Below are 25,406 nucleotides of genomic sequence, written 5' to 3' on the forward strand. Positions count from 1 at the left end.
ACCGCCAGATATCTTGACGTCGAGAGAAATGTGGGACGAGGAGAGTGTCATGACGTCGACGACGACCCAACCGCTGACCCGGCGGGGCATCCCGGTGGACCGCGACCTGCGCATCCTCGCGCTGGGGTCGTTCGCCAACCGGTTCGGCGCCGGCGCCGTCCTCACGACGAGCGCCCTCTACTTCACCCGCCAGGTCGGCTTCAGCGCCACCGAGGTGGCGCTCGCGATGTCGGTGTCGGCGGTGGTCGGCATCGTCGTCCAGGTGCCGGCCGGGCACCTCGGCGACACGCGCGGCCCGCGCCGGGTGCTCACGGCGTTCATGGTCGGCGCGGCCGTCTTCAGCGCGCCGCCGGTCCTGGCCACGACCCCGTCGATGCTGGCGCTCCTGCTCGGCGTCCTCGCGTTCTTCGAACGGGGTGCGGGCGCGGTCAACCAGGGCGTCATCGCCCAGCTCGCCACCGGTGGTCGGGGAGTGCTCTTCAAGGCCTACCTCCGGGCCGTCACGAACACGGCGCTCGGCCTAGGGTCGGTCTTCGGTGGTGCGGCGCTCATCATCGACGAGCGGTGGGCCTACGTCACCGTCTTCGTCCTCAACGCCGTCTTCACGGGGTTCGCCGCCTGGAACTCGACGCGGCTGCCCGACATCGCCCCGCACGCGCGTGCCGTCGGCGAGCCGCGGCTCGCGGTCATCCGCGACTGGCCCTACGTCGTCATCACCGTCATCACCGGGCTCTTCTCCCTCCACTTCTTCGTCATGGAGCTCGGCCTCGCGCTCTACGTCTCGGCCCACACGGCCGCGCCCACGGTCATGGTGGCCGTCCTGCTCGTCATCAACACCGCAGCCGTCGCGCTCTTCCAGGTCCGGCTGTCACGTCGCGCCGACTCCGTCGTGGCCGGCGCCCGGGCGCTCGTGCGTGGGGCGTGGTGGATCGCCGGAGGCTTCGCGATCGTCGCCCTCGCCGACAGGGGGTCGACGTGGCTCGCCGTCGCCGCCCTGGTCGCCGGCTCCCTCGTGCACGTCGTCGGCGAGATGATCGGCTCGGGTGGGCAGTGGGGACTGCAGATGGGCCTCGCGCCGCACGAGCGGCAGGGTCAGTACCAAGGCTTCGCCGGCCTCGGGTTCAGCGTCCTCGCGGTCGTTGCGCCGCCGGTCGTCACCTACCTCTGTGTCGACCTCGGCGAGACCGGCTGGCTGGTCCTCGCGGCCTTCATGGTCGTCATCGCGCTCGTGTCGGTGCCCGCGGCCCGCTGGGCGCTGGCCTCCCGGGGCCGCTACGGCGTCACGACGCACTCGGGCTGAGCGCGGCCTGTGAGCTCTCCGGCAACCGTCCCGTCCTGACGCTCCCGGTGGCGAGGGCGTGCTTGGATGTCCCCTGTGCCAGCCACGCGACCCACGGACGGTGATGCCGCCGACCCCGCCGTGGGGGAGCCGGCGGTGCACCCGGCGAGCGAGCTGGTCCGGCGCGCCGACCAGCAGCGGTGGGCCGACGTGCGGCCGCACCTCGCCGCCATGGAGGTCGTCGTCGACGCCCTGCAGGGGCGCACGGACAGCGCCGTGCTCGTCGTGGGCGGCCCTGACGCCGCACCGTGGTCGACCATCCTCGCGGGCCAGTGGCCGGGCCTGCGCGTGTCGACGGTGCAGCTGCCCGACAACGCCTCGACGACGCATGCGCGGCTCACCGTCGAAGGACCCTTCGACCTCGTCGTCGACGCGTCCGACGAGGACGGCAACGACCAGGCACTGCTCTTCCAGCGGGTCTTCATGCACCTGCGCCGGGGCGGCGAGTACGTCGCCCGCCGGCTCGTCCCGCACCCGGTCGAGGACTCCGCCGCCACTCCGGGCCCGGAGGCTCTGCTCCTGCAGCGTCTCTCCGCGTCGCTGACGGCATCGGACGGCGGCACCCGGATCGCGGTCGACGACGCCCTGCCCAACGAGAACCTGCCGCCCGAGGCTGCCTATGCCGGCGACCTGTGGGGCCTCGTGGCCGCAGCGCTGGAGGCACGCACCCGCGACTTCCACGACGACCGGGTCGAGGCGCCTTCCTACCGGGACGTCGAGGGGCTCGGGCGCTCGCTCGAGCAGGTCCACGTCCACAGCAAGGTGCTCCGGGTCGTCAACGGCGTGCGCGTCGCCCCGAAGCTGCGCGAGGAGGAGGTCGACGCCGTCCTCGCAGGGCGGCCGGAGCTCGGGGAGCGGCTCGATGCCCTGCCGCCGGTGACGTGGACCGCGACGTGCGCCTACGACGTCAACCGGGAGGCCGACCCCTACGTCCAGTCCCGCCTCGCCGTACCCGAGATGGTCCTGCGGCGCTACGACGCCCCGACGTGCTCGCGCGGGCAGATCGTGACGCGAGACGACATCCTCTTTCCCGAGACGTTCCGCCAGAGCTGGATGGAACGGATCGCCAACGTCTACGTCGTCGAGGGCGCGCCCCGGTTCGGGACGGTGCGGCGGGACATCAGCGCCCCCGACGAGCTGCCCGGTGCCTGGTTCCACCTCGACTCCGAGTGGCCGGGGCACTTCGGTCACCTCATGACCGAGCAGCTGAGCCGGATGTGGGCCTGGGAGCGGGTCCGCGAGCTCGAACCCGACGTCAAGGTGCTCCTGACGCTCCAGCACGACCGGGAGCCGGCCGTCCTCGCGCCCTTCGAGATCGACATCCTCGGTGCGTTCGGGATCACGCCCGACGACATCCACGTCTTCACGGCCCCCTGCCGACCCGAGCGGCTCTACACCTCGACGGGCATGTTCTCGCTGCCGCGCTTCGTCCACCCCTCCATGGCGGCCATCTGGGACCGCGTCGGGGACCACGTCGTCGCCTCGGCCGAGAAGCGCGAGCGCCCTCGCCGGATCTTCGTCTCCCGTCGGCCCTCCCTCAAGCGCTCGTGCCACAACGTCGCCGAGGTGGAGGCGTTCTTCGTCGATCGAGGCTTCGAGGTCGTCCACCCCGAGGACCACCCGCTCGCCGAGCAGGTGGCCCTCTTCCGCGCCGCCGGGACGATCGCAGGCTTCGCCGGCAGCGGCCTCTTCTCGCTGGCCTTCTGCCGGACGCCCAAGCGCGTCTTCGCGCTCGGACCCGATGCCTACACGGCCCGCAACGAGTACCTCATCTCGGCCCTGCGCGGTCACGACCTCACGGCGGTGCGCAGCCGGTCGGACCTCGAGCACCCCGAGGGCTCATGGACCCAGCAGGCGTTCGCGTCGAGCTTCACCTTCGACCTCGACGACGAGGGTCGCTTCCTCGCCGAGCGGCTCGACCGCGCAGACTCCCTCGGGCCGCTGTCCCGACGGCGCGGCTGAGGGAGTTCAACCGGCGTGCACTCCGACGGAGAGCACGCTGATCGAGGTGAAGGGGGGCCCGTCCGACCGGAAGTCCTCGCCGCCGAGCCCCGCGATGTGCTGCACGACCTCCTGCCCCGACGTCACCCTGCCGATGAGGGAGTAGACCGGTGCCCCGGCCGGCACCGTGAAGTCGCGGTGGACGACGAAGAACTCACCGGCGGTCCCGGGGAAGCCGTCCCCCCGGGCCAGCCCGACGTCGCCGACCCGGTAGGTCCGATCCGCGGGCACGTTCTCGAGAGGCAGGTCGTAGCCGGGCTCGGCCGTGCTGCGTCCTGACGGGTCACCGCACTGGAGAAAGGCGGTCGGCGCCGGGTCCGTGGTGAGCCGGTGGCAGACGCTGTCGGTCCAGTAGCCCGCCCGGGCCAGCGTGACGAACGATGCGACGCTCCTGGGGGCGCGCCTCCCGTCGAGGCGGAACGTCAGGTCGCCACACGTCGAGCGGACGTCGGCGATCCAGCTCGAGCCCGCTGCCACGGACGCGTCCGGAGCTGCCGTGAAGGTCGGGAACGCCGAGGGCGGTAGCGGGGGAGCCGTGCACGAGACGCCGTCCGCGGCGGGCCCGGATGCCGGCTCCCCGCCGCGCAGTGCGACGACGGCGACGTACAGCGCGACCGCCAGTGCGGCGACGACCAGCGCGACCGTCGCGAGGAACCGCACGTTCCTGCGTCGCGACGACGGCGCCTCGGGCATGGGGGCAGCGTACGACCGGCGGAGTGGACGGGACATGCCTTCCGGGCTGGGACAATGGACGTATGCCGCCCTCAGCCCTCCCCGACGGCGACCCCGCTCCCAGCACGGGTGAGCTGCCCGCCGCGGCCCTGGCCGACCTCCCGGGCACCGACCTCGGCATCTACGTGCACGTGCCGTTCTGCACGGTCCGCTGCGGCTACTGCGACTTCAACACCTACACGCTGACCGAGCTCGGCGGCCCGGGCGCGAGCATCGGCATCGACACGTACGCCGACGCGGCCCTGCGAGAGCTCGACCTCGCCCGTTCGGTCCTGGGCGACGAAGCGCCCGCGGTGTCAACGGTGTTCGTCGGTGGTGGCACTCCCACGATGCTGAGGTCCGCCGACCTCGTGACGGTGCTGGACGGCATACGCACGCGGTTCGGACTGGCCCCCGACGCGGAGGTCACGACCGAGGCCAACCCCGACTCCGTGACGCCCGACTCGCTCCGGGAGCTCGCCGAGGGCGGCTTCACGCGCGTCTCCGTCGGGATGCAGTCGGCGGTGCCCCACGTGCTCCGCACGCTCGAGCGCACCCACGACCCCGACAACGTCGCGCGAGCCGTCGCCGCCACGAAGGCGGCCGGGATGCAGGTCAGCGTCGATCTCATCTACGGCACGCCGGGGGAGTCGCTCGAGGACTGGCGACGCAGCCTCGAGACCGCCGTCGCCCTCGAGCCCGACCACATCTCGGCCTACGCGCTCGTCGTCGAGGACGGCACCAAGCTCGCGGCCCAGGTGCGCCGCGGGCTCGTGCCCGCGCCGGAGGACGACGACGAGGCCGACAAGTACGAGCTCGCCGACGAGCTGCTCTCCGCCGCCGGGTTCGGGTGGTACGAGGTGAGCAACTGGGCGCGCTCGGAGCGGACCCGGTGCCGCCACAACGTCGCCTACTGGTCGGGGACGAACTGGTGGGGCGTCGGGCCGGGCGCCCACAGCCACGTCGGCGGCCTCCGCTGGTGGAACGTCAAGCACCCCAGTGCGTATGCCGCCCGGCTGGGTGCGGGGGAGTCGCCCGCCCAGGCGCGCGAGATGCTCACCGACGACCAGCGCTACGACGAGCGTGTGCTGCTCGGCACACGCCTCGTCGAGGGACTGCCGGTCTCCGATCTGCGAGGATCGGGTCGCACCGCCGTGGCCGGCCTCATCGCCGACGGACTGCTCGACGGCACGGCCGTCCTGCGGGACTCGCGTCTCGTCCTGACCCGGCGCGGGCGCCTGCTCGCGGACACGGTGGTGCACCGGCTCCTCGCCTCCTGAGGAGCCCTCGACGAGGAAGGCCCCCGATGAGCGAGACCCTGTCGACGACCACCGGTGACGCGGCGGACTCCCACGCGAGCCGCGGAGCGGTGTCCCACGCCGCGGAGGTCGTCGCCGCGGCCCGACGCGCCTTCGACGACGGGGTCACCAAGCCCCGGGAGTGGCGCGTCGCCCAGCTGCGGGCCCTGCGCTCGCTGCTCGTCGACCACGAGGACGAGCTCGCCGAGGCGCTGCACGCCGACCTCGGCAAGAGCGCCACCGAGGCCTGGGTCACCGAGACCGGCTTCGTCGTCCGCGAGATCGACCACACGCTGCGACACCTTCGGTCGTGGACCGCCCCGCGCCGCGTGCCGGTGCCGCTCTCGCTCGCACCCGGCCGGGCCAAGGTCGTGCGGGAGCCGCTCGGTGTCGTCCTCGTCATCGCGCCGTGGAACTACCCGGTCCAGCTGTGCCTCGCCCCGCTCGTGGGCGCGCTCGCCGCCGGCAACGCCGTCGTCCTCAAGCCGAGCGAGGTCGCCCCCGCCACCTCGCGGGTGCTCGCACGCCTGTTGCCCCTGAAGCTCGACGCCGCGGCAGTCCACGTCGTCGAGGGTGCGGTCCCGGAGACGACCGCCCTGCTCGCCGAGCGTTTCGACCACATCTTCTACACCGGCAACGGAGTCGTCGGCCGGGTCGTCCTCGAGGCAGCCGCCCGTCACCTGACGCCGGTGACGCTCGAGCTCGGGGGCAAGTCCCCGGCCTACGTGGCCGACGATGCCGACCTCGAGGTGACCGCCCGGCGGCTCGTCTGGGGCAAGTTCACCAATGCCGGCCAGACGTGCGTGGCGCCCGACTACGTGCTCGCGAGCCGCTCGACGCTCGATGCCCTCAAACCCCTTCTCAGGCAAGCGATCCGAGAGGCGTTCGGTGACGACCCGTCGGCATCGGCCGACTACGGCCGGATCGTCAACGCGCGCCACTTCGAGCGGCTCACCGCTCTCGTCGACCCGGCCAGGGTCGTTGCCGGCGGTCGGTCCGACGCGTCCACGCGCTACCTCGAGCCGACTCTGGTCGAGGTCGACGACGCGGACGACCCGCGTGAGCTCGTCATGCGTGAGGAGATCTTCGGGCCCGTCCTGCCTCTCGTCGCCGTCGACGGGCTCGACGCGGCGATCGACGTCGTCAACCGCCGTGACAAGCCGCTGGCGCTCTACGTCTTCACGAGCTCCGACGAGGTGCGTCAGCGCTTCGTGCGCGACACCTCGTCCGGCGCGCTCGGCTTCAACATCCCCCTCGCGCACCTCGCCGTCCCCGGCCTGCCCTTCGGTGGGGTGGGGCCCAGCGGCATGGGCGCGTACCACGGCGAGCGGTCCGTCGCGCTCTTCTCGCACGACAAGGCCGTGCTCACGCTGCCCGCCAGGCCCGACACCACGGTCTGGGTGCGACCGCCCTTCACCTCGCTCAAGGAGCAGGTCATCGCCCGCCTCGCCGTCCCCGGCCGCCGGCGACGCGGGGACCGCTCGGAGCCGCAGCAGCACAAATGACAGCCGTGTCATTAACACAGGAGTGGTCCGAGGTCACGTAGATCTCTCGCGTGTCGCATGGGATTTCTGGGAAACCAGTGATCGTGTGGTCCGATTGTCCTAGATTGCCGAGAGCACCCACGGCGACCACGGGAGACACCGATGCCACTCGAGCGCGACCCCATGGCCGAGCCACGTCTCTCCGGGCCCGGCACCGCCGCCGCTCGGGGGTGCCGTCCCGCACGGACGCGCACCGGCGCCGTGCTCCTCGCGCTGGTCGCGCTCCTGCTCGGCGCCGTCGGGACGGTCGGTCGGGCGGGACCGGCCCGCTCCGCCGAGTGGATCGTGCTGTGCACCGGCTACGACCCGTGCCAGGCGGCCGGCTACCCGAACTCGGGCTACAAGGACAACAGCGCCACGAGCTACTGGCGCCAGTCGACGGGGCACAACTGCACGAACTACGTCGCCTACCGCCTCGTGAAGAACGGCCTGCCCAACACCAAGCCCGCCACCTTGTCCGGCAACGCCTACAACTGGGGTCCGGCCTTCCCGAGCCAGACCAACGACGACCCTGCCGTCGGCTCGGTCGCCTGGTGGAACACCTCCTTCTCCTCGACTGGACACGTCGCCTACGTCGAGAAGGTGGTGTCGGCCGACGAGATCCTCGTGTCCGAGGACAACTGGGGTGGCGACTTCAAGTGGCGCAAGGTCACCCGGGCCGGCGGCAAGTGGCCCAACGGCTTCATCCACCTCAAGGACCAGGGCGCGACGGTCGTCGACACCGACGTCTACCGCCCCGTGACCCCCACCCGGCTGCTCGACACCCGCACCGGCCTCGGGGCTCCGGCCGCCAAGGTCGCGGCCGGCACGTCGATCGGCCTGCAGGTCAGCGGCCGAGGCGGCGTCCCGAGCGGCGGGGTCGGCACCGCGTTCCTCAACGTGACGGTCACCGCGCCCGCCGCGGCCGGCTACCTCACGAGCTACCCGTCCGGTGTGACCCGGCCCGGCTCCCGCAGCGTCACCTACCCGGCCGCCGGCACGATCAGCGAGCTCGTCCCGGCCCGGCTCGGCACCGACGGCAAGGTCCGGCTCTACACCTCGGCGGCGGCGCACCTCGTCGCGGAGGTCGTCGGGTGGTACCCCACGACGGGGCACCTCGTCTCCGTCACGCCGGCCCGTGTCCTCGACACGCGCACCGGTCTCGGCACCGCCCAGGTGCGCGTGCCCGCGAACGGCAGCGTCGACCTGCCGGTGGCCGGCGCCGGCATCGTCCCGAGCACGGGGGCGTCGGCCGTCGTCCTCGCCGTCTCGGCGGCCGCGCCCAGCGCGGGCGGCTGGCTGACGGCATACCCGACGGGGACGACCCGGCCGACGACCGCGCACGTGCGCTACGACGCGGACGCCGCCATGACGGGCGTCGTCGTGTCGCGGATCGGCACCGGCGGCAAGGTGACCATCCAGTCCACGGCCGAGACCGACCTGCTCGTCGACGTGGTCGGCTGGTTCAGGACGGGCGGTGACCACGTCGCGCTCGCCCCGTCACGAGTGCTCGACACGCGCATCGGGCTCGGTGCCCCGACGGGGCGCGTCGCGGCGGGCTCGACCGTCTCGGTGCCCGTCCTCGGCCGGGCCGGGGTGCCCACCGTCGGGGTGGCGGCCGTGTCGATCACCCTGACGCCCATCGCGCCGACGGCGACGACCGCCGTGACGGCGTACGCCTCGGGCACGACCCGACCGACCCCCGCGAACGTCACCGTGGCCTCGGGCCGCGCCCGGGTCAACGCCGTCGTCGTCCCCGTCGGCGCCGACGGGGCGATCACGGTGCACACGAGCGCGGCGTCCTACCTCGTCGTCGACGTCCAGGGCTACCTCAAGAAGTGACCTGGGGGACCTGGGCGACCTGGGCGCCCTGCCCGCCACGGCGTCCCGGGCGCCCGTCGCCCCTCAGGCGCCGGGCTCGGTGACGAAGTCGATGAGCTCCTCGACGCTCGCGAGCAGCGTCGGCTCGAGGTCGGCGTAGGTGCGCACCGTGCCGAGGATCCGCTTCCACGCGTTGGCGATGTCGGCCTGGCTCGCGTGGGCCCACCCGAGCTCGGCGCAGATGCCGTGCTTCCACGACGTCCCGCGCGGGATGACCGGCCACTGCTGCCAGCCGAGCCGTTCCGGGCGCACGGACTGCCAGACGTCGACGTAGGGGTGGCCGAGGATGCGCACGTGCTGGGACAGGCCCGGGAGCGCCTGGGCCTGCGCGACGATGCGGGCCTCCTTGGTGCCGGGGACGAGGTGGTCGACGAGCACGCCGAGGCGCCGACCGGGTCCCGGCTGGAACTCGGAGATGATGCCGGCGAGGTCGTCGACGCCGTCCATGAGCTCGACGACGACGCCCTCGACGCGCAGGTCGTCGCCCCAGACCTTCTCGACGAGCTCGGCGTCGTGACGACCCTCGACGTAGATCCGCGACCCGCTCGCGACGCGCGCTCGCGCTCCCTCGACGGCGACCGAGCCGCTCGCGGTCCGGGACGCGGCCCGGCGGGCGTCGGCGAGGGCAGCGCCGGCGGCGGCCTGCGGGGGAGTGAGTGTCACCGGGGCGCCGTCGACGAGGAAGCCCGGGCCGAGGGGGAAGGCCTTGGTGCGCCCGCGGCGGTCCTCGAGGTGGACGACGTGCATGCCGCCGGCCTTCTCGACCCGCACGACGGCGCCGACCCAGCCGGTCTCGACCTCCTCGACGACGAGGTCGGGCTCGGCCGGGGTCGGGGTCGACCGGCCGCGGCGCGGGGCACGCCAGTCGCCGCTGAGCACGTCGGATCCGTAGCGATCGTTGGGGGACACGACTAGGGAGGGTATGCCGCTTGGTGGACCCGGACGCAGCCGCCACGCGGGCGGGGTCGGAGCTGCCCCGACGGCATACGGTTGGATGAAATCGGAGATCCGCGAGGCACGACGTAGACTTGGCACTCGTCGATCGAGAGTGCCAGACCCGTGAAGGAGGGGACGCGATGAGCGAGGACCGCAGGCTGATGGTGCTGCGCGCGATCGTGCAGGACTACGTCCAGACCTCCGAGCCCGTGGGGAGCCGGGCCCTCGTCGAGCGCCACCACCTCGGCGTCAGCGCCGCGACCGTGCGCAACGACATGGCCCTGCTCGAGGAGGAGGGCCTGATCCACGCGCCGCACACGTCGGCCGGGCGCGTGCCCACCGACGCCGGTTACCGCGTCTTCGTCGACCGCCTGAGCGCCGTCAAGCCCCTCGGGTCGGGCGAGCGCCGGGCCATCGGCCAGTTCCTCGAGGGCGCCGTCGACCTCGACGACGTCGTCGACCGCACCGTGCGCCTGCTCGCGAGCCTGACCCGTCAGGTCGCCGTCGTGCAGTACCCCTCGCTCACGCGGTCGACCGTGCGCCACATCGAGCTCGTGCCGATGGGGTCCTCGCACCTGATGATCGTGCTCATCGTCAACACCGGGCGCGTCGAGCAGCGCGTCGTCGACACGGGCCGCGTGCTCTCCGACGGCACGGGCGAGGCGCTGGTCGCCACGATCCGCGCGCGCATCAACGAGGTGGCGGCCGGCGTGCCGTTCACCGTGGCCGCGACCCGCCTTCGGCGCCTCGTCGACGAGGCCGACGAGGCCGACCGTGCCGCCATGGAGGCCGTGGTGTCCGCCCTCGGCGACGCCCTCGTCGAGGAGCGTGAGGAGCGCGTCGTCCTCGCCGGTCAGGCCAACCTCGCACGCGCCGGCACCGACTTCCCCCGCACCATCGGCCCGATCCTCGAGGCCCTCGAGGAGCACGTGACGCTGCTGCGCCTGCTCGGCCAGCTCGGCGACGACCCCGACCTCGTCTCCGTGCGCATCGGGTCCGAGAACCCCGTGACCGGGCTCCAGTCTACGTCCCTCGTGTCGATGGGCTATGGCTCCGGTGCCGAGCGCGTCGCGAGCCTCGGAGTGCTGGGCCCGACCCGCATGGACTACCCCACGACGATGGCCTCGGTCCGCGCCGTCGCGCGCTACGTCTCCGAGATCCTCGACGAGAACCAGGCCACCTGACCCACCTGCAGCACAGCGGCCAGTCCGCCGGCGCAGCGCCGCGCCGGAACCGAAAGCACCACGTACCAAAAGGAATCTCAGCTTGAACGACTACTACGCCGTCCTCGGGGTCTCGCGCGACGCGAGCCAGGAGGAGATCAAGAAGGCCTACCGTCGGCTCGCCCGCAAGCTGCACCCGGACGTGAATCCCGGCGCCGAGGCCGAGGAGGAGTTCAAGCGGGTCTCGCAGGCCTACGACGTGCTCTCCGACCCGCAGAAGCGCCAGTCCTTCGACATGGGCGCCGACCCCTTCGCCTCGGGTGGTGGCGCCGGTTTCGGTGCGGGACAGGGTTTCTCGTTCAGCGACGTCATGGACGCCTTCTTCGGCGCGGGCGCCCAGGCCGGCACGCGCGGACCCCGGGCCCGCGTGCAGCGCGGCCAGGACGCCCTCGTGCGCCTCGACATCGACCTGTCGAAGGCCGTCTTCGGCTCCGAGGAGGAGCTGACGCTCGACACCGCGGTCGGCTGCAAGCGCTGCGACGGCGACGGAGCCGAGCCCGGGACCGGTCGCCAGACCTGCCAGATCTGCAAGGGCGCCGGTGAGGTGCAGCAGATCCAGCGGAGCTTCCTCGGCCAGGTCATGACCTCGCGCCCGTGCGTCAACTGCCAGGGCTACGGCTCGACCCTCACCGACCCGTGCCACGACTGCTCGGGTGACGGCCGCGTGCGCACCCGTCGCTCGCTCAAGCTCAAGGTGCCCGCGGGCGTCGACACCGGCACCCGCATCCAGCTGACCGGAGAGGGCGAGGTCGGCCCCGGCAACGGGCCCAAGGCCGACCTCTACGTCGAGATCCGCGTCGTCAACCACGACACCTACACGCGTCGCGGTGACGACCTGCACTGCAACGTCGAGCTGCCCATGGCCGCGGCCGCGCTCGGCACGAGCTTCAAGCTGTCCACCTTCGACGGCATGCAGGACCTCGAGATCAAGCCCGGCACGCAGAGCGGCGACGTGCTGACCCTGCGCGGCCTCGGCGTCACCCACCTGCGCCACGGGGGTCGCGGCGACCTGCTCGTGCACGCCACGGTGCAGACGCCGACCCGCCTGACCGAGGAGCAGCGGGAGCTGCTGCACCAGTTCGCGACCCTGCGCGGCGAGGAGCGGCACGAGGGTCGCCTCACCCCCGCCAACAAGGGGCTGTTCGGCAAGCTGCGCGACGCCTTCAAGGAGAAGTGACCCCCACGTGAGCGCCCGGTGACCCACCAGCTCTTCCTCGGCGAGCCGTCCGAGGTCGCCGGCGCCGTGGTCGGGGCGTCCCTGCTCCTCGACGGTGCCGAGGGGCGCCACGCCGCGACGGTCGTGCGCCTCCGACCGGGTGAGCGCTACTTCGTCGCCGACGGTGCGGGCCGGCGCGCCCTGCTCGAGGCCACCGACGTCGACCGGGCGTGGGTGCGGGGCCGCGTGATCGAGGTCAGCGACGAGGCCGAGCCGGCCCCACGCCTCGTCCTCGTCCAGGCCCTCGCCAAGGGCGACCGCGACGAGCAGGCCGTCGAGGCCGCCACCGAGCTCGGTGTCGACGAGGTCGTGCCGTGGCAGGCGGAGCGCTCCGTCGTCGTCTGGCGCGGAGACCGCGCCGCCAAGTCACTGGCCAAGTGGGCCGCGGTGGTGGCCCGGGCGACCAAGCAGTCACGCCGGTCGCGTGTGCCGGTGACGTCCCCCGCGATCGGGCTCGCTCCGCTCGTGGCCCGTGTCGGGGAGGCCGCCCTCACGCTCGTGCTCCACGAGGACGCCACCGAGCCGCTCGCGTCCGTCGAGCTGCCCGCATCGGGCGACGTGCTCGTGGTCGTCGGTCCGGAGGGTGGCATCACCGACCGCGAGATCGAGGCCCTCAGCGCCGCGGGAGCGCGACCGGTCCGGCTCGGGTCGACGATCCTGCGGGCGTCGTCCGCCGGTCCCGCCGCCCTCGCCGTCCTCAGCGCACGCACCCGCTGGACCTGACGGCATACGCCCTCTGGTTCGAGGTGATCCCGTCAGGGGTCTGGGTGCCGCGATCACCTCGAACGGGGCGGAGCGGGTCCGGTCAGCGAGCGGTCACGGGGACGAGCTGCTCCGCGATCGGCGACCCGTCCTTCGCGCTGCTGGCGAAGACGCGGACGACGTAGGCGCCGGGCGCCAGCGACGTCTTCGTGGTGAACCGGTACGTGCCGCGGTCCGGGGCACCCACCGAAGCCGTCGTGAAGCCCTGGTCGACGCGCTGGCCGTCGCGGAGGAGCTCCCACTCGACGGTGGCCTCGAACGTGCTGGCGACGCCCTTGACGGTGAGCCGTGCGCCGGCCTTGACGGCGGAGCCCCGGGCCGGCTCGTCGACCCAGACGGGTGCGACCTGGTCGAGGACCGTCATCGGGTCGGTGGGCCGCGTGAAGGACGCCGAGACCGGGTGGCCCGGTGAGACCTCGTTGCCGCCGTCGGCGAGCTCGAAGCGGACGGGCCGTGCCGTGCCCGCCGCGGCCTGTGCGGTCCAGCCGAGCTGCTCCGCGGCGAGGGAGTCCGTGCTGGTCGTGCCCGACGAGAGGCGGACGGTGATCGCGCCCGGACCGATCGTCACCGACTGCACGGTCACCCCCGACCACGCGAACGCGTAGGAGGAGCCCTTCGGCGGGGTGCCCGTCGCGAGGCGGAGCGCGGCCAGGGCCCTGGCTTCACCGGTCACGGGCGTCGTGACACCGGTCGACACGAACTCGCGGAAGAGACGGAGCTGGTCGCTGCCGGCCACGAGCGGGCCGAGGTAGTAGACCGGCACGCTCGCGGTCGTCGTGGCCGGAGGCGGGAGCGCGGTCGTCGCCGGGGAGGTCGGCCGCTGCGCGGTCTGGGTCGGGACGCTCGACGGTGCGCCGGACGAGGTCGGGGTCGACGCCCGCGCGGTCGAGGTGGCCACGGCGGTCGGAGTCCCGGCGACCGGTGGTGTCGGCGCGGACGGCCGGTTCACGGCCCAGACGGTGCCGGCGACGAGGACGGCGGCGGCCGCCGCCACCGCAGGCACGAGCCACCGGTGGCGCCGGGACCCGGGGCCGGCGCCGGGGCCGGCCCCCCAGGACGACTCGTCCGACGCATGGGCGTCGGCGAGGATCGCGCCGAGTCGGTCGGTCGGGGTGATCGACCGCGCCTCGGCATCGAGGGCGCGGCGCACCCGGTCCTCGACGGGGCGCAGGCCGGCACCGATGAGGGTCGGCTCCTCGCCGGGCGTCTCGCCCGGTCGCGTCGGCTCGGTGTTCATGACAGCTCCAGGGGGTCGATGGTGCGGCGCAGGGCCGTCAGGCCGCGGTGGGCGTGGGTCTTCACGGCGCCGGGGGAGATCTCGAGGGTGTGGGCGATCTGGGCCTCGGAGAGGTCGGAGTAGTAGCGCAGCACGAGCACCTCCCGCTGCCGGGAGGGCAGGGTGCGCAGCGCGTCCAGGACGGCGTCGCGGTCGGCCGTGTGGAGCACCTGGGTCTCGGCGCTGCCGTGGGTGCCTCGACCCGGGGCGTCGGCGGCGCCCGCGTCGCGGACGTTCTGGCGGTTGACGACGACGGTGTGCCGCTGCACCGACCGGCACCCGTTGACGACGGCGGTCTGGAGGTAGCCGACGACGCGGCCGCCGTCCCGGATGGCCGACCAGCTGCGGTGCGTCGCGACGAACGCGTCCTGCACGACGTCCTCCGCTGCCAGCTGGTCGCGCAGCAGCAGCCAGGCCAGGCGGACGAGCCGGTGCCAGTGCGCGTGGTAGAGCTCGGTGATGGCGACGTCGGGGTCGGTCGGCAGCTCGGACCCGCCGGGGGTGACCACTCCCGCGGCGTCCGGGGCGGGAGCCCCACCACCGCCAGTGGCGGGACGACCAGCGGCCCCGGAGGCCGCGGGGTCGCTGAGCTGGCCGGCCGGCATACCCAACGTTCTCACGGACAGATGACGCGCAACGGGAGCACAGGGTTGACACGTCGGAGGCGTGAGGGTCCGGAATGCGCCGCAGGTCCACGGCTGCCCGGGGGCTGCCGTGGACCTGCGGTTCGAGCGACCGGTCGGGTCAGCCGGCCGCCTTGGCCAGGACCTCGACCTCGCTGACGGTCATGTAGCTCGCCGCCGTCATGACGACCCGCACTGCCGAGGTACGTGTGGGGGTGATCGGCACCGTCACCACCGGTGCGGCTGGTCCGCTCGCAGCCACCGTCACCTCGCTCGACACGGGGGTCCAGGTGCTGCCGACGAGCGCCTCGACGTGGAGCGTCCGGGCGTAGCTGACGTTCCCGCCGTCCTGGTAGAAGCGGGTCGTCACCCGGGTGACGTCCCGAGCGCCGGGCAGTGTGACCGTCAGGGTGTCGCCGGGACGCTGGGTGCCCGAGCGCCAGTTCGACCAGGCCTTGTCGGTCAGCACGCCGTTGACGATGCCCTGCACGGAGTAGCCCGGCTCCGTGAAGGTGGCCGAGGCCGTCGTGCCCGGGGCGAGGGCCGCATTGGCCTCGACCGGCTCGGTCACCGTGACGACCGCCGTGGCCGGTGCGGTGGACCCGTCGGGCAGGGTGGCTCGGCCGGGCAGCGTGACCGTGCCGAGCGAGTCGTACGCCGCGCCGGTCGTGTCCCACGCCACCGGCAGGGTGACCGTCACGTCGTAGCGGTCCGACGTCGCCGTGACGGTTGCCGGCAGGTCCGGCGTGCCGCCGACGTACGTGCGTGCCGCGGCCGGCGTGGTCGACGAGATGGCGTCAACGGTGACGACGGCCCGCGCCGCGTACTCCCGCCCGGTGGCGGGGTCGGTGGCCGTGCCGAAGACGAAGACCTGGCCCGGGCGGGCCCACCGCACCGCGGGCACGGGGCGCCACGTCACGGGCAGGGCGGCCGTCGCGGCGCCGACGCGGTCGGGCGTCACCGCCGTGGGAAGGGTCGGAGCAACTCCGGGCATCGTGAAGACCGCGACGTCGGCGACGCCGCGCACGGTCTCGTCGACGAGTCGCCACCGCTGGTTCGCGGCGGCGTTCGGCTGCCAGACCCCCACGGACGAGCCGTCGGCCGTGGCCTGTCCGCCCACCTCGACGTTGCCGGGACCGGTCGCGCTCGAGATCGTCCACGTGCCGTCGCCCGTGGTCGAGAGGTACCACTGTGCCGTTGCGTCTGGCGTGGTCTGCGCCGCCTCGAGGACCAGAGCGCCGGATCGCAGGGCGACCTGACGACCGTCGAGTGCTCGCAGCTGGTAGCGCTCACGGTTCGTGTCACCGCCCGTGACCTTCGTCGCGGTCCAGAGCTGGTCGGCGCTCGCGGTGTCCGTCGTGCGGATCGCGATACCGGTCTGCTCGGCGTCGAGGGAGCGCCCGCTCTGGACGCCGACGAAGCGGTACACGTGGCCCTCCTGGAAGGTCGGCGCGTCCGTGGCGACGCCACGGACGTCGGAGACGACGAGGGTCGTGACGGACTGGGCCGGCACTCGCACCGTGGCCGAGGTGCCGTCGACCGCCACCGGGGTCTGCGACCGGAGTGCGCCGTCGGCGTCGGTGACGACGACGGTCACGCTGGCCTTGGGGCCGATCTTGCCGAACTTCGAGAGGTCGATCGCGAGGTCCTGCGCTGTCGTCGATCCGTTCGTGTGCACGAGGGTCGCGGTGCGCGCGTCCGGACGGATCGCCGCGATCGTGCTCGTGTCGTCGACCTTGACGACGTGGTCGCCGGGACGGATGTAGTGCGTGAAGTTGCGCACGGTGTTGAACTTCTGGTTCGTGTAGATGGGGCAGGTGGCCAGCGTGTCCTTGGCCGTGCAGTCGAAGCGCATCTGGATGCTGCCCCAGTTGGCGCCCGCCGCGCTCTCCCCGCCGGGCTTCATGTTGTCGTAGTCCTCGACGGGCTGCCAGAAGACCCACGCCGAGGGCTCGAGCTCGCGCAGGTCGTCGGTCATCCGCTGCGCCATGCCGATACCGGGCTCCATGGAGGTGAAGCTCTGGCCGTTGCCCCAGCTGCCCTCGACCTCGGACATCCACAGAGGCTTGTCGTCGGACTTGCTGAGGTCACGCACGGCCGTCCGCTGGGCGGTGCCGTAGGTGTGGACGTTCATCCGCGACACGGCGGCCTTGACGTCGGCCGGGTAGCTCATCCAGTTGGTGACGAAGGTCCCGGGGTTGGTCTCGTCCATCGCCGCGATCTTCGCGTCGGTCCCTGAGCCCGCGAGGCGCTGGTCGAGCGAGCGCACGACGTCCTGCTGCAGCTGTGGTCCGATGTGGGCGCCCTCCTGGCGGCCGCCGGTGGGCCGGCCGTCGGCGCCGAGCTGGGTGCCCCAGTAGCTCGTGTTCGGCTCGTTGAAGGGGTCGATGGTGTCGACCTTGATGCCGTGCGCCGCCTCCAGGTGCTCGGTCACCTTGACGAGGTATGTCGTGAAGTCGCCGATGCTCGTGCGCTTGAGCTGGTCCTGGCCGGCGTTGTAGTTCCCCGAGACGTAGCCGCTCTCGGTCATGAACCATGGCGGGGAGTTGCTGAAGGTCTCCCACTTCGTGATGCCGCCCTTGATGCGGTCGACCCACCAGCGCTGGGTCTGGTCGGCATCCCAGTTCCAGTCGGCCGCGTCGTCGGGCGACCACCAGTCGACGTCGGTCCGCGTCGTGCCCGCCGGTGCCTTCCACCAGCCCTGCACGGCGCCGCCGGGACGCAGGTAGTCCTCGACGTCCGGCGCGTTGCCGCCGCCGATGTTGTAGCGCGCGATGTTGAGCGCGAGCCCGTCCTTGCCGAAGACGAGGTCGGCGAGCTTGTTGCGGACGGCGTCGGGGTAGTCGCCTGTCGCGTTGGCGAACCACACGAGGCTCGTGCCCCAGCCCTCGAAGGCGGGCTGCTGGTAGGACGGGTCGGGCGTGAGGCGCACGACGGGGACACCGTCGCCGCTGGGGGAGGCGGCCGTGGCGGAGGTCGTGGAAGCAGCGGCCGGTGCGGGCGCCGCAACGGCGACGGAACCGGCGAGCAGCGAGCCGACGGCGACCGTGACGGTCGCCAGGGCGCCCGAGGCGACGCGGGTGGGACGGGGTCTCATGGGTTGGTGCCTTCCTGGAGCGACGGCGGTGGCGGTCCGGGGTGAATGCGCACCCCACGCCCGGAATGAGCGTATGTTTGCGCAAACATCGGCCGTCGACACGGTCCCAGCCGGGCTGGACGGGTGTCAAGGGGCCGTCTCGCGGCGGCTGGCAGGATGGCGTCGGAAGCGGACGGCATACGCGAGCAGGACGAATGGGACGAGCAGGAGGAACGGTGGGGGAGCGACGAGCGGTGTCGATGGCCGACGTGGCGCGCCTCGCCAACGTCTCGTCGCAGACGGTGTCCCGCGTGGCGAACGGCGAGACGAGCGTCGTCGAGAGCACGCGCCAGACGGTGCTCCGCGCCATGGAGGAGCTCGGCTACCGTCCCAACAGCGCGGCGCGAGCCCTCAAGCGTGGGGCGTTCCGCGCCATCGGGGTCATGACGTTCACCTTGTCGACGACCGGAAACGTGCGCACGCTGGAGGGCATCGTCGCGGCGGCCGCCGTGCACGACTACGCGGTGACCCTCATCCCGGTCAACGCCCCTTCCCAGGACGCCGTCCGCGGAGCCTTCACGCGGGCCGGTGAGCTCGCCGTCGACGCCGTGGTCGCCATCATGGAGACCCACCTCGCGAGCGACGCCCCCGCGCCCTACCCGCCCGGTTTCAAGGTCGTCGTCGCCGACTCCGACGACGCCGGCGACCGTCACCCCGTCGTCGACACCGACCAGGCGGCGGGCGCCGCCTCGGCGACCGACCACCTGCTCGACCTGGGGCACCGCACCGTGTGGCACGTGGCCGGCCCCGAGAGCTCGTATGCCGCCCAGCGGCGTCGCGATGCCTGGCGGGCGCGGCTCGTGGCCAGGGGGCTCCAGGTGCCTCGGGTGCTGCACGGTGACTGGACGCCCGAGTCCGGCTACGAGATCGGTCTTCGGCTGGCCGACGAGCCCTCCTGCACAGCGGTTTTCGCCGCCAATGACCAGATGGCACTCGGGCTCCTCCGAGCCTTCCACGACCGCGGCCTGCGGGTCCCTGAGCAGGTGAGCGTCGTCGGGTTCGACGACGTGCCCGAGGCGGCGTCATACATCCCCCCGCTCACCACGGTGCGCCAGGACTTCGAGCAGATCGGCCGGCTCTGCGTCGAGCAGGTGCTCGGCCAGGTGCGGGGCACGGGGCCGACCACCGGCACGACCCTCGTGCCGACGCAGCTCGTCGTGCGGGCGAGCAGCGCCGCGCCGGGCCGCACGGGTGCGCGCCGACCACGTCGTGCCTAGGGTGCAGTCATGACCTCGCAGACCCCCAGTGACTGCCTCTTCTGCAAGATCGTCGCCGGTGAGATCCCGTCCGACCGGGTCGCCGAGAGCGAGCGGTCGATCGCCTTCCGCGACATCAGCCCCGCCGCGCCGATCCACGTCCTCGTCGTGCCGAGGCGCCACGAGCCGACGGTGGGTGCCCTGGCGGCGGCGTCCGGTGACGACCTCACCGACGTCTTCCGGCTCGCGGCCCGCGTCGCGGAGCAGGAGGGCGTGACCGACGCCCACCGGATGATCGTCAACACCGGCAGCGGCGCCGGCCAGACCGTCTTCCACGCACACGTCCACCTGCTCGCCGGGGCGGCCTTCACCGAGGGGAGGATGGTGTGAGCGACGAGACCTCCACCATCGACGAGAAGCCCGACGCGACAACGGGATCGGCGGCCGAGAAGCCCAAGACCGATGCCGCCGAGGCGAAGCCGGTCGACCCCGTCGACGACCTCGTGACGACCCACCACACGCTCAAGATCGGCCGGCGTCGGCTGCGCTACACCGCGACGACAGGGCGGGTCGTGCTCCGCGAGGAGGAGCACAAGGACGGCACCTTCGGCGGCCACAAGGCGCGCGCGGAGCTGTCGATGACGAGCTACGTCCTCGACGACGCCGATGCGCGCACGCGTCCGGTCACCTTCGCCTTCAACGGTGGTCCCGGCAGCTCGAGCGTCTGGCTGCACCTCGGCCTGCTCGGTCCGCGCCGCGTCGTCAGCGGCGACGTGGGCGCCCTCCAGCCGCCCCCGTACGACCTCGTCGACAACCCCGAGTCGCTCCTCGCGGTCAGCGACCTCGTCTTCATCGACCCCATGTCGACCGGCTACTCACGCGCGGTCGAGGGCGGCAAGCCGGGGGACTACCACGGCTACCAGAAGGACATCGAGTCCGTCGGCGAGCTGATCCGGCTCTGGACCTCGCGCAACGGCCGCTGGATGTCGCCCAAGTTCGTCGCGGGGGAGTCCTACGGCACCCTCCGCGGCGCGGCGCTCGCCGAGCACCTCCAGTCCCGCTACGGCATGTACCTCAACGGGCTCGTCCTCATCAGCAGCGTCCTCGACCTCAGCTCGGTCGACTTCGAGAACCAGCGCAACGACCGCGCGCACGCGCTCTACCTGCCGACGTATGCCGCCGTGGCCCACTTCCACGGCAAGCACGGCCGCCGTTCGCTGCGGTCCGTCCTCGACGAGGCCGAGGCGTATGCCGCCCGCGACTACCCGTGGGTGCTCTCTCGTGGCCACCGGCTGACGAAGGCCGAGCGCACCGAGGCGGTCTCGACCCTGGCCCGGCTCTCGGGGCTGACCGAGGACTACGTCGACCGCGCCGACCTGCGCATCGAGCACTGGCGCTACTTCACCGAGCTGCTGCGCGACGAGCGCCTCTCCGTGGGTCGGCTCGACGCCCGGTTCACGGGACCGGCCGCCGCCGCCATCGCCGAGAACATGGACGCCGACCCGTCTCACGACGCCATCGCCGGCCCCTACGCCGCGGCCTGGAACCACTACGTCCGCGACGAGCTCGGCTACGTCAGCGACCTGCACTACGAGCAGATCTCGCGTCTCGTGCACCCGTGGTCGTTCAAGGACTTCGAGGGGCGGCCCATCGACGTGTCCCCGAAGCTCGAGCGCGCGATGCGCCAGAACCCGCACCTCAAGGTCCACATCGCCTACGGCTACTACGACGGCGCCACGCCGCACTTCGCCGCGGAGGACGTGGTGGCCCACCTGCAGCTTCCTGCCGACCGGCTCGCGAACGTCGAGCACGCCTACTACGAGGCCGGCCACATGATGTACGTCCACGAGCCGTCACGCGTGCAGCAGAGCAAGGACCTTGCGGAATTCGTGGTGAGGAGCTCGGGCCGCGACACGTAGACTCGTGACCACGATGAATGACGCGCAACCTCGACCATCCGACAGCGACGGCCCTGACGCCCCTGACGGCACGCAGCTCCCCGTGGGAGCCGAGAGCGGCAGTGACACGCCGGTGCTGACCCGGCAGATCCCGCCGCCGATCGACATGGTGACTCTTCTCGGTCCCCGCGACGAGCTGCTGCGCACCATGGAGCGCCAGTTCCCGCTCGTCGACACCCACGTGCGCGGCAACGAGATGACCTTCGCGGGACCCGCCGGTGAGCTCGAGATCATCGACACCCTCGTCGACGAGCTGCTGACGATCGTCTCGACCGGCCAGCCGCTCAACCGCGACGCCGTCGAGCGGTCGATCTCGATGCTGCGCGGGCAGACGGCCGAGCGCCCGGCCGACGTGCTGACGATGAACATCGTCAGCAGCCGCGGTCGCACGATCCGTCCGAAGACGCTGAACCAGAAGCGCTACGTCGACGCGATCGACGAGCACACCGTCGTCTTCGGCATCGGCCCCGCCGGCACCGGCAAGACCTACCTCGCGATGGCCAAGGCGGTCGCGGCGCTGCAGGCCAAGCAGGTCAACCGCATCATCCTGACCCGCCCCGCCGTCGAGGCCGGCGAGCGTCTCGGCTTCCTGCCCGGCACGCTCAACGACAAGATCGACCCCTACCTGCGCCCGCTCTACGACGCGCTGCACGACATGGTCTCGCCCGAGACGATCCCGCGGCTCATGGCGTCCGGCACGATCGAGGTGGCCCCGCTCGCGTACATGCGCGGTCGCACGCTCAACGACGCGTTCATCATCCTCGACGAGGCCCAGAACACCTCGAGCGAGCAGATGAAGATGTTCCTCACGCGTCTCGGCTTCGGCTCGAAGATGGTCGTGACGGGCGACATCACCCAGGTCGACCTCCCGGGTGGCACCCGGTCGGGTCTGCGGGTCGTGCGCGACATCCTCGAGGGCGTCGAGGACGTCCATTTCGCCGAGCTGACCTCGCACGACGTCGTGCGCCACCGCCTCGTCAGCGCCATCGTCGACGCCTACGAGCGCGACGAGGTGCGTGCCGAGCGTCGGGCCCGGTCCCGGGCCGCATCGGGCGACCACCGTGACCACCGTGGGTCGCGACGGAACTCCGACCGTTCCCCGGACCGGGGAGCCGAGCGCGACGACCACGGGCGCGACCACCGCGACGACCGCGACGACCACGGCGGACGCCGTGACGCCACGGAGGCCGGCGCGTGAGCATCGACGTCCTCAACGAGACCGACCACGATGTCGACGAGCTCGAGCTGCTGGCCTGCGCCGCCTACGTCATGGAGCAGATGCGGGTCCACGCGCAGGCCGACCTCTGCATCAAGCTCGTCGACGAGGACGCCATGGAGGTCCTCCACGTGCAGTGGATGGACCTGCCCGGGCCCACCGATGTCATGAGCTTCCCGATGGACGAGCTGCGACCGGGTCGCGAGGGCCAGGAGCCCGAGGAGGGCACCCTCGGCGACATCGTGCTCTGCCCGTCCGTGGCGACGAAGCAGGCGCTCGATGCCGGTCACGCGCCGATGGAGGAGATGCTGCTGCTCACGACGCACGGCATCCTCCACCTGCTCGGCTACGACCACGCCGAGCCGGACGAGGAACGCGAGATGTTCGAGCTGCAACGTCAGCTGCTGCTCACCTTCCTCGCCACGCGCAACCGCCCGAGCGCCTGACCGCGGACGAGAGACCGAGATGTTCCCGCAGTTCGCGCTCCCGGCCCTCATCAGCATCGTCGTGGCGTTCCTGCTGTCGGCCGCCGAGGCCGCCATCTTCCGCATGTCCCGCGTGCGCGCCCAGGAGCTGTTCGACGAAGGTCGGTCGGGCGCCAAGTCGCTGATGACCGTGGTCGGCGACTCACCGGCATACCTCTCGGTCATCGCGTTCCTGCGCGTCGTCGCCGAGGCCACCGCGGCGGTGCTCGTCACCCTGGCCGTCGCCGGGCGCTTCGAGTCGACGTGGAGCCGCGCCCTCATCAGCATCACGATCATGGCCGTCGTGTCGTTCGTCGTCGTCGGCGTCTCGCCGCGCACCCTCGGACGGCAGAACTACGACACCGTCGCGCTGTGGAGCGCCCCCTTCGCCGTCGGCCTGCGCCGCGTGCTCGGGCCGGTGGCCAAGCTCCTCGTCGTCCTCGGCAACGCGGTCACGCCCGGCAAGGGCTACACCGACGGCCCCTTCCAGACCGAGTCCGAGCTGCGCGACCTCGTCGACATGGCCGGTGACTCCGACGTCATCGAGGCCGACGAGCGCGAGATGATCCATTCGGTCTTCGAGCTCGGCGACACCCTCGCCCGCGCGGTGATGGTGCCGCGCACCGACATGGTCGTCCTCGACGCGGACAAGACGCTGCGCAGCGCGATGTCGCTCTTCCTCCGCTCGGGCTTCTCCCGGATCCCGGTCGTCGGCGAGGACAGCGACGACGTCCGGGGCCTGCTCTACTTCAAGGACGTCGCGCGCCGGCTCAACGCCGCCCCCGAGGACGGCCGCCACCCCGCCACCGAGGTCATGCGGCCCATGCACTTCGTGCCCGAGAGCAAGCCGGTCGACGACCTGCTGCGCGAGATGCAGCGCGACCAGAACCACTTCGCCATCGTCGTCGACGAGTACGGCGGCACCGCCGGCCTCATCACGATCGAGGACATCATCGAGGAGATCGTCGGCGAGATCGCCGACGAGCACGACCGCGAGGCGCCCGGCATCGAGCAGCTCGAGGACGGCACCCTGCGGGTGCCGGCGTCGATGGACATCGACGATCTCGCCGAGCTCTTCGACGTCAGCATCGACGAGGAGGACGTCGACACCGTCGGCGGACTCCTCACCAAGGTGATCGGCCGGGTCCCGATCGTCGGGTCGTCCGGTACGGTCGCTGGGCTGGAGCTGACGGCCGAACGCATGGCCGGACGCCGCCACCGCGTCGCGTCGGTCATCGTGCACCGGGCCTCGGTGCCGGAGGACGACGCCGCGTACACCGAGACGGAGGACGCCCATGGGCACCCAGGACGCTGACCCGACGCACGGCGACACCGCGGCCTCGGGGACGACCGACCGGTCCGCCGACTACCGGGCGGGCTTCGCCTGCCTCGTGGGGCGGCCCAACGCGGGCAAGTCGACGCTGACCAACGCGCTCGTGGGCCAGAAGGTCGCGATCACGAGCTCGAAACCGCAGACGACCCGTCACACGATCCGGGGCGTCACCACGACCGCGACGGCCCAGTTGATCCTCGTCGACACCCCGGGTCTCCACAAGCCGCGGACCCTCCTCGGCCAGCGCCTCAACGACCTCGTCCGCGAGACGCTCCTCGAGGTCGACGTCATCGGCTTCTGCCTGCCGGCCGACCAGCGCATCGGCCCCGGCGACACCTTCATCGCCCACGAGCTCGCCGAGCTGCGTTCGGTCCGGCGCCGTCCGGTCGTCGCCATCGCCACGAAGGCCGACGCCGTCGACCGCGAACGGCTCGCGGAGCACCTCATCGCCATCGACCAGCTGGGGGAGTGGGACGCGATCATCCCGTGCTCGGCCGTCTCCGGGAGCCAGGTCGAGGAGGTGCGCGACGTCCTCGCGTCCTTCCTGCCGCGCTCGCCGCAGCTCTACCCCGACGGAATGCTCACGGACGAGCCCGAGATGGTCATGATCGCCGAGCTCGTGCGCGAGGCTGCGCTCGAGGGCGTGCGCGACGAGCTGCCGCACTCGCTCGCCGTCGTCGTCGAGGAGATGGTGCAGCGCGAGGGGCGGCCCGACGACAAGCCGCTGCTCGACGTGCGCGTCAACGTCTTCGTCGAGCGCCCCAGCCAGAAGGCCATCGTCATCGGACGCGGCGGCTCCCGGCTGCGCGAGGTCGGCACGAACGCCCGCAAGGGCATCGAGGCGCTCCTCGGGCAGAAGGTCTACCTCGACCTCCACGTCAAGGTGGCCAAGGACTGGCAACGCGACCCCAAGCAGCTCCAGCGCCTCGGCTTCTGACCTGCGACGGGCACTGCAACGCAACGGGTTTCTCGTTCGTGGCCCGGTCCTCCAGCCTGCCGCGATGAGCAGCCCCATCCAGCGCCGCGTCGGTCAGGTCTTTTTCCCGGTCCGCGACGTGGCCGCTGCCATCCGGTGGTATGCCGCCGTGCTCGGTTTCGAGACCGACGTGACCTCCCACGACGGCACGATCTACGACATCCCGACGGACGGGCAGACCCCGAAGGCGCTCGGCGTGAGGATCACCTCGGACGTCGAGGACGTCGGCAGCGTCGTCGTCTTCGTGCAGTTCGAGGACCCTGACGGCAACGCGCTCATGGTCTGCCAGGGCGCCTGAGGTCAGCGTCTCGCCCTACACTCCGGGCAAGGAGGCAGAC

General features: G+C 72.2%; 21 protein-coding genes. 16 read left to right on the forward strand and 5 right to left on the reverse strand.

Translation table 11 applies throughout. From position 1 onward, the window contains the following. The first annotated feature begins 49 nt into the window (after positions 1-49). Entirely contained in the window at positions 50-1,300 is a 1,251-nt protein-coding gene (locus tag ASE25_RS08980) for an MFS transporter (protein WP_162260596.1), read from the forward strand. A 66-nt stretch (positions 1,301-1,366) separates the two neighbouring features. Further along, positions 1,367-3,301, forward strand: coding sequence for a DUF563 domain-containing protein (locus ASE25_RS08985; protein WP_157623369.1), 1,935 nt, complete (start codon positions 1,367-1,369; stop codon positions 3,299-3,301). Positions 3,302-3,307: 6 nt separating this feature from the next. Here the strand turns inward: ASE25_RS08985 and ASE25_RS08990 are convergent, their stop codons facing one another. Further along, complete coding sequence (locus tag ASE25_RS08990; protein ID WP_056824896.1) at positions 3,308-4,033, reverse strand: peptidylprolyl isomerase; 726 nt, start codon at positions 4,031-4,033, stop codon at positions 3,308-3,310. 62 nt (positions 4,034-4,095) lie between these two features. On the opposite strand from ASE25_RS08990, the gene hemW reads away from it, so the two are divergent. The 3 genes from hemW (at position 4,096) to ASE25_RS09005 (ending at position 8,714) form a co-directional block, all read left to right on the forward strand. After that, on the forward strand, positions 4,096-5,331 hold the full coding sequence (gene hemW / locus ASE25_RS08995; RefSeq protein WP_056824899.1) for a radical SAM family heme chaperone HemW: 1,236 nt from the start codon (positions 4,096-4,098) through the stop codon (positions 5,329-5,331). Between the two features lie 26 nt (positions 5,332-5,357). Further along, positions 5,358-6,854: an aldehyde dehydrogenase family protein gene (locus tag ASE25_RS09000; RefSeq protein ID WP_200959034.1), complete on the forward strand. Its 1,497-nt coding sequence runs from the start codon at positions 5,358-5,360 to the stop codon at positions 6,852-6,854. Between the two features lie 141 nt (positions 6,855-6,995). Further along, entirely contained in the window at positions 6,996-8,714 is a 1,719-nt protein-coding gene (locus ASE25_RS09005; protein WP_056780147.1) for a CHAP domain-containing protein, read from the forward strand. A gap of 63 nt (positions 8,715-8,777) precedes the next feature. Here the strand turns inward: ASE25_RS09005 and ASE25_RS09010 are convergent, their stop codons facing one another. Further along, positions 8,778-9,662 (reverse strand): DUF3097 domain-containing protein, encoded by an 885-nt coding sequence (locus tag ASE25_RS09010; RefSeq protein ID WP_235508610.1) that lies wholly within the window; start codon positions 9,660-9,662, stop codon positions 8,778-8,780. Positions 9,663-9,829: 167 nt separating this feature from the next. On the opposite strand from ASE25_RS09010, the gene hrcA reads away from it, so the two are divergent. From hrcA to ASE25_RS09025, 3 genes are all read left to right on the forward strand, one after another. Then, positions 9,830-10,873 carry a heat-inducible transcriptional repressor HrcA gene (gene hrcA, locus ASE25_RS09015; protein WP_056824900.1) on the forward strand — a complete coding sequence of 348 codons (1,044 nt, stop codon included), beginning with the start codon at positions 9,830-9,832 and terminating at the stop codon, positions 10,871-10,873. An 82-nt stretch (positions 10,874-10,955) separates the two neighbouring features. Further along, positions 10,956-12,089, forward strand: coding sequence for a molecular chaperone DnaJ (gene dnaJ / locus ASE25_RS09020; RefSeq protein WP_020142578.1), 1,134 nt, complete (start codon positions 10,956-10,958; stop codon positions 12,087-12,089). Between the two features lie 18 nt (positions 12,090-12,107). Next, complete coding sequence (locus ASE25_RS09025) at positions 12,108-12,851, forward strand: 16S rRNA (uracil(1498)-N(3))-methyltransferase (RefSeq protein WP_056824902.1); 744 nt, start codon at positions 12,108-12,110, stop codon at positions 12,849-12,851. Positions 12,852-12,933: 82 nt separating this feature from the next. Here the strand turns inward: ASE25_RS09025 and ASE25_RS09030 are convergent, their stop codons facing one another. The 3 genes from ASE25_RS09030 to ASE25_RS09040 all read right to left on the reverse strand — a co-directional run bounded on the left by ASE25_RS09030 (position 12,934) and on the right by ASE25_RS09040 (position 17,886). Continuing rightward, positions 12,934-14,127, reverse strand: a complete 1,194-nt coding sequence (locus ASE25_RS09030) for a Gmad2 immunoglobulin-like domain-containing protein (RefSeq protein ID WP_056824904.1) — start codon at positions 14,125-14,127, stop codon at positions 12,934-12,936. Then, positions 14,124-14,771 carry an RNA polymerase sigma factor gene (locus ASE25_RS09035; protein ID WP_235508611.1) on the reverse strand — a complete coding sequence of 216 codons (648 nt, stop codon included), beginning with the start codon at positions 14,769-14,771 and terminating at the stop codon, positions 14,124-14,126. The genes ASE25_RS09030 and ASE25_RS09035 overlap by 4 nt, the downstream gene beginning before the upstream one ends. Before the next feature lie 139 nt (positions 14,772-14,910). After that, on the reverse strand, positions 14,911-17,886 hold the full coding sequence (locus ASE25_RS09040; protein ID WP_082622776.1) for a glycoside hydrolase: 2,976 nt from the start codon (positions 17,884-17,886) through the stop codon (positions 14,911-14,913). Positions 17,887-18,101: 215 nt separating this feature from the next. Between ASE25_RS09040 and ASE25_RS09045 the strand changes: the two genes are divergently transcribed. The 8 genes from ASE25_RS09045 (at position 18,102) to ASE25_RS09080 (ending at position 25,366) form a co-directional block, all read left to right on the forward strand. Next, positions 18,102-19,142 carry a LacI family DNA-binding transcriptional regulator gene (locus ASE25_RS09045; protein WP_369793469.1) on the forward strand — a complete coding sequence of 347 codons (1,041 nt, stop codon included), beginning with the start codon at positions 18,102-18,104 and terminating at the stop codon, positions 19,140-19,142. Positions 19,143-19,151: 9 nt separating this feature from the next. Continuing rightward, positions 19,152-19,511, forward strand: coding sequence for a histidine triad nucleotide-binding protein (locus ASE25_RS09050; RefSeq protein ID WP_056780126.1), 360 nt, complete (start codon positions 19,152-19,154; stop codon positions 19,509-19,511). Next, positions 19,508-21,040: a S10 family peptidase gene (locus ASE25_RS09055; RefSeq protein ID WP_200959036.1), complete on the forward strand. Its 1,533-nt coding sequence runs from the start codon at positions 19,508-19,510 to the stop codon at positions 21,038-21,040. Before ASE25_RS09050 ends, ASE25_RS09055 begins: the two co-directional genes overlap by 4 nt. 13 nt (positions 21,041-21,053) lie before the next feature. Then, complete coding sequence (locus tag ASE25_RS09060) at positions 21,054-22,277, forward strand: PhoH family protein (protein ID WP_056825696.1); 1,224 nt, start codon at positions 21,054-21,056, stop codon at positions 22,275-22,277. Continuing rightward, entirely contained in the window at positions 22,274-22,741 is a 468-nt protein-coding gene (ybeY, locus tag ASE25_RS09065) for an rRNA maturation RNase YbeY (RefSeq protein ID WP_056824909.1), read from the forward strand. Before ASE25_RS09060 ends, ybeY begins: the two co-directional genes overlap by 4 nt. A gap of 19 nt (positions 22,742-22,760) precedes the next feature. Then, positions 22,761-24,074, forward strand: coding sequence for a hemolysin family protein (locus ASE25_RS09070; RefSeq protein ID WP_056780121.1), 1,314 nt, complete (start codon positions 22,761-22,763; stop codon positions 24,072-24,074). Continuing rightward, positions 24,055-25,029 carry a GTPase Era gene (gene era, locus ASE25_RS09075; RefSeq protein WP_056780119.1) on the forward strand — a complete coding sequence of 325 codons (975 nt, stop codon included), beginning with the start codon at positions 24,055-24,057 and terminating at the stop codon, positions 25,027-25,029. The genes ASE25_RS09070 and era overlap by 20 nt, the downstream gene beginning before the upstream one ends. 64 nt (positions 25,030-25,093) lie before the next feature. Continuing rightward, a complete protein-coding gene (locus ASE25_RS09080; protein WP_056824911.1) occupies positions 25,094-25,366 on the forward strand; it encodes a VOC family protein in 273 nt (90 codons plus the stop codon). Positions 25,367-25,406 lie beyond the last annotated feature (40 nt).

It is taken from the genome of Terrabacter sp. Root85 (genome assembly GCF_001429185.1).
Lineage (GTDB): Bacteria > Actinomycetota > Actinomycetes > Actinomycetales > Dermatophilaceae > Terrabacter.